This window comes from Micromonospora sp. NPDC002411 (assembly GCF_053592955.1).
This window is the reverse complement of record NZ_JBSFBM010000439.1, coordinates 1-4,742: the sequence shown is the minus strand read 5'-3', so window position 1 is coordinate 4,742 and position 4,742 is coordinate 1. Positions and strand designations below refer to the sequence as shown.

The following is a 4,742-nucleotide window of genomic DNA, read 5'->3' as shown; positions in this document are numbered from 1 at the left end:
GTCACCGAGCCGGACGAACCGGACGATGTGTCGGGAGATGTCCATGACACGCCGGTCGGGAGGGCAATAACTTCATGATCAACGCGGTGGGGCGGTGGGGCGCGGGGCGCGGGGGTGGGGTTTAGGGGCGGTGGCGGGCTTGGTGGGCACGCTGGTTCAGGTCGGCGGCCAGGGCCCAGGCTTCGGCCAGGTCGCGGTCCTGGGCGGTGGCGCCGGAACCGCCCGCCGTGTCCGCGTGCACGGAAGCCAACCCGAGGCGGCGCTGGATCGGCCCCTGCACCACCCGCACGCTCTGGATACGGGCGTACGGCACGATCACCAACTGGCGGGTGAGCCGCCCCGAGCGGGTGGCGAACACCTCCTCGAACAGCCCCGCACCGAGGGCGCGACGGCCCAGCGGGTGCAGCCACCGGGTCCGGGTCGGCGGAGGGCTCAGCGTCAGGGCGTCGAGGCGTACCCCCGGAAGCACCTCCGCGACGATCATCGTCGCGGTCGGCAGGTCACCGACCGGCAGCAGCCGGTCAGGTCGGTTGCGGTCGTCGGCCTCCGCGACGGAGAACCCGGCCACCTCCAGCCGCAGCCGCAGCCAGCCGTTGACCCGCCACAGCAGCGGCCAGGTGGCCCGCACTGTCTGCACCCGGGCCAGCGGCACGGTCTGCGAACGCGTCTCCAACAGGCCGTTGTGCACCCGCAACGTGCCACCGTCGCGGGCCAGCCGGAAGTTCCAGTCGTCGAGCACCCGGCGCACCGGTTGCAGCAGCACACCTGCCATCGCGGTCAGCGTGCTCGCCACCGCGACGAACGACCACGACCCCGCAGTGAGGAACTGGATCACGACGAACGCCACACCGAACGGAAGCAGGAACGCCTGCGGTGTGAGCAGTTGACTGATCAGCAGGCTCTGGTTGCGTACCGCGTGCAGTGGCCGGCCCGGGGCGGCCACCGTCGGCGCCGGCGCTCCCGGAGCCACCGCGGACGTCGCGTCCTCCGGCTCCGGTGCCTGCGCCACCCGCCCTGCCAACGCCAGCAGCCGGTCGCGCAGCCGGGCCGCGTCGGCCACCCCGAGGTACGCCAGGGGCGCCTCCGTCTTGCCGCCACCGACTACCTCCAGCCGCAGCTCGGCCAGGCCGGTGAGCTGGGCGAGCAGTGGCCGGACCACCTCGACGGCCTGCAGGCGCTCCAACGGGATGGCCCGGGTACGACGCCAGAGCAGCCCCTCGTACACCCGGAGTTCGCGGCCCACCACGTGGTAGCCGGTGTTGTACCAGCTCACCACCGACAACACTGTCGCGCCGAGCGCCAGCACCGCCACCATGGCGGCGAACCAGCCGAAGCCCACCCGGGACAGCGTCGACCAGGACAACCCGGCGATCACCACGACCAGTGACTTGGCGCCGTGCAGGACCGGACTGAGCGGGTGCAGTCGCTGCCGGGGCTCGCCTTCGCCACCGCCCGCCGGTGCCGGCCACGCGGCCGGTGGCATCGGCTCGTGCGGCGTCGGGCTGGTGGGTGGCACGGTGCTCGGCTCGGCGGGCCCGTCGCTCATCGGGCCGGCCCTCGCAACCCCGGCTCGCTCCTCGCGCTCACCGGGTCGCTTTTCGTTTGCGACTGCGGGGCTCGCAACCCCGGCTCACTCCTCGCGCTCACAGGCCCTCCGCCCGGTCTTCGCCGAGCGCGGTGAGCCGGTCGCGTAGCCGGGACGCCTCCGCCGGCCGCAGCCCGGGCACCCGGGCGTCGCTCGCCGCCGCGGCCGTGTGCAACTGCACGGTGGCCAGGTCGAAGGCGCGCTCCAACGGCCCGGCGCTGACGTCGACGAACTGCATTCGCGAATACGGAACGATGGAGAGCCGCCGGACCAGGAGCCCGTGCCGGACCAGCAGGTCGTTCTCCCGCTCGGCGTACCCCCAGGCGCGCACCGCGCGGACGATCGCGATGGCTCGCCACCCGCCGAGCAGCGCGACGACGGCGACGGCGAGCCCGAACAGCCAGTGGCCGCTGAGGGCCCAGCCCACCGCCGTCACGGCCAGCCCGATGGCGACCACGACCGCCAACCGGATCAGCTCCACCCAGATCAGGTCGGTGGAGATCGGCTGCCAGTTGACAGTGCTCGGCCAGGGATCCAGTGGCCCTCGCCCCGCCGCCAACAGAGGGCCGGACGCTTCGGGAGCGGCCGGCAGGAGGCCGGGTGGGGGCAGGTCGGGGGCGCGCTGGTCGGCGTCGGGCGCCGGGCGGTGACCAGGCGGCGGCAGCGCGCCCGGCGGCAGCGGTGCGGGCGACGAGACGTCGGGCGCGACGGGCTCCGGGCCGAGCGTGCCGGGTGCCGGGAACGCACCGGGCGGTGGTTCGACGCCGGGTGGTGCGGAGGCCGGGGTGGGCGGCCAGGACGGGGAGGTGGGGCCGGGGGAAGCCGGTGGGTCGCCGCTCACGTGTCGAGCGTAGGCGATCCGGGCACCGGCGTGACGGCACGCAGGAAGCCGCGAGCGTCCAGGAAGTCACCGAGGCTGCCCCGGTGCTCGGCGCAGGCCAGCCAGGTCTTGCGCCGATCGGCGTCGTGCAGCCGGGGATTGTTCCACTTCAGGGCCCAGACCGCGACGGCCCGGCAACCCCGGGCCGAGCAGACCAGGGCCTCGTCGGCGGGGGAGGGGATGCTCATCCCGGCCAGTCTAGGGCGGCGGGACGGGAAGTTTGAGCGCCGGGCGACCACGGGGGGAGCCGCCCGGCGACGGGATGAATCGTACACGCGGCGGGCCGATCCGTGCACACCCGCGTTGCGCGGTTCGGCCGTCGGGGACGGCGCGGCGAAAATCGGCTTCTCCCCACCTCGACACTCAGCAAGGCATGCGAGTCTTGATACCGCACCAGCCGCGACGACCGAATGATGCTGTGGAGGACCGGTGGCCCAGCCGACCATGCCCGACGCCCCGACGCCGAACGGGGCGGCACCACAGACGCCCGCGCCGGTGACCACACCCGCGCAGGACGCCACTCTGCTGGAGAAAGCGCTGTTCGAGATCAAACGCGTGATCGTCGGGCAGGACCGGATGGTCGAGCGGATGTTCGTCGCGCTGCTCGCTCGTGGTCACTGCCTGCTCGAAGGGGTGCCCGGGGTCGCCAAGACCCTGGCCGTGGAGACCCTCGCCAAGGTCGTCGGCGGGTCCTTCGCCCGGGTGCAGTTCACCCCGGACCTGGTGCCGGCCGACATCATGGGCACCCGGATCTACCGGCAATCGAGCGAGAAGTTCGACGTCGAGCTGGGCCCGGTCTTCGTCAACTTCCTCCTCGCCGACGAGATCAACCGGGCCCCGGCGAAGGTGCAGTCCGCGCTGCTCGAGGTGATGAGCGAGCGGCAGGTGTCCATCGGTGGGGAGAGCCACCGGGTGCCCGACCCGTTCCTGGTGATGGCCACTCAGAACCCGATCGAGCAGGAGGGCGTCTACCCGCTGCCGGAGGCGCAGCGCGACCGGTTCCTCATGAAGATCGTGGTGGGTTACCCGACCGACGCGGAGGAACGGGAAATCGTCTACCGGATGGGCGTTGCCCCGCCGGAGCCGACAGCGGTGTTCGACACCCCGGACCTGATCGCCCTGCAACGCAAGGCCGACCAGGTCTTCGTGCACAACGCCCTGGTCGACTACGCCGTCCGGTTGGTGTTGGCCACCCGCGCCCCGGCCGAGCACGGCATGCCCGACGTCGCGCAACTGATCCAGTACGGTGCCAGCCCGCGCGCCTCCCTGGGCCTGGTCCGGGCCACCCGCGCGCTGGCGCTGCTGCGAGGGCGCGACTACGCGTTGCCGCAGGACGTGCAGGACATCGCGCCGGACATCCTGCGGCACCGGTTGGTGCTGAGCTACGACGCGCTCGCCGACGACGTGCCCGCCGACCACATCGTGCACCGGGTGATGTCGACGATCCCCCTGCCGGCGGTCGCACCCCGACAGCAGGCCACCCCGTCGTCGACAGTGCCGCCGCCGGGCGCTGGCTGGCCCGGGCAGCGCCCGTGACCTCACCCACCCCCCGTCCCGCCCCTCTCGCCGACCGGAGCGAGGCCGTGCTGTCCCGGCTTCAACTACTGGTCACCCGCAAGCTCGACGGTCTGCTCCAGGGCGACTACGCCGGTCTGCTCCCCGGGCCGGGCAGCGAGGCGGGGGAGTCCCGGGAGTACCGCCCCGGCGACGACGTGCGCCGGATGGACTGGCCGGTCACCGCCCGGACCACCACCCCGCACGTACGGCGTACGGTGGCTGACCGGGAGTTGGAGACCTGGCTGGCGCTGGACCTCTCCGCCAGCCTGGACTTCGGCACCGGGCAGTGGCTCAAACGCGAGGTGGTGGTCGCCGCGGCGGCTGCCATCACCCACCTGACCGTACGCGGTGGCAACCGGATCGGCGCCGTGATCGGCACCGGTGGCGGCGCTCCCGTGCCGGCCCGACGCTGGCGGGGCGCACCGCCGCCGGCCGGGCCCGGAGTGCTCACCCGTCTGCCGGCCCGCTCGGGTCGCAAGGAGGCGCAGGGCCTGCTGCGTACCGTCGCCGGCACCACCATCCAGCCCGGCCGTGGTGACCTGGGCGCCCTGATCGAGATGCTCAACCGCCCGCCTCGACGGCGCGGAGTGGTGGTGGTGGTCTCGGACTTCCTCGCGCCGCCCGACGAGCAGCTCGGTCTTCTGCTCCAGGGTCAGCCAGGGCGCGTAGCCGGCCGAGTCGGCCAGCTCGGAGAGGTCGGTCATCCGCTCCACCGCGTCG

The 4,742-nt window shown here is 73.2% G+C and carries 5 protein-coding genes; 2 read left to right on the top strand and 3 right to left on the bottom strand.

Annotated elements, in window-relative coordinates; all coding sequences use genetic code 11:
• Positions 1–121 precede the first annotated feature (121 nt).
• The 3 genes from ACWCO3_RS31685 to ACWCO3_RS31675 form a co-directional block, all read right to left on the bottom strand.
• A complete protein-coding gene (locus ACWCO3_RS31685; RefSeq protein ID WP_435821914.1) occupies positions 122–1,546 on the bottom strand; it encodes a PH domain-containing protein in 1,425 nt (474 codons plus the stop codon).
• 97 nt (positions 1,547–1,643) lie between these two features.
• Positions 1,644–2,177 carry a PH domain-containing protein gene (locus ACWCO3_RS31680; RefSeq protein ID WP_354880167.1) on the bottom strand — a complete coding sequence of 178 codons (534 nt, stop codon included), beginning with the start codon at positions 2,175–2,177 and terminating at the stop codon, positions 1,644–1,646.
• Positions 2,178–2,422: 245 nt separating this feature from the next.
• Entirely contained in the window at positions 2,423–2,653 is a 231-nt protein-coding gene (locus ACWCO3_RS31675) for a hypothetical protein (RefSeq protein ID WP_145779913.1), read from the bottom strand.
• A 241-nt stretch (positions 2,654–2,894) separates the two neighbouring features.
• On the opposite strand from ACWCO3_RS31675, the gene ACWCO3_RS31670 reads away from it, so the two are divergent.
• Both ACWCO3_RS31670 and ACWCO3_RS31665 read left to right on the top strand, forming a co-directional pair.
• Positions 2,895–4,001: an AAA family ATPase gene (locus ACWCO3_RS31670; protein WP_145779914.1), complete on the top strand. Its 1,107-nt coding sequence runs from the start codon at positions 2,895–2,897 to the stop codon at positions 3,999–4,001.
• Positions 3,980–4,742 (top strand): DUF58 domain-containing protein (locus ACWCO3_RS31665; RefSeq protein WP_450013558.1); only part of this gene is annotated, 763 nt, incomplete at its 3' end. The genes ACWCO3_RS31670 and ACWCO3_RS31665, both read left to right, overlap by 22 nt.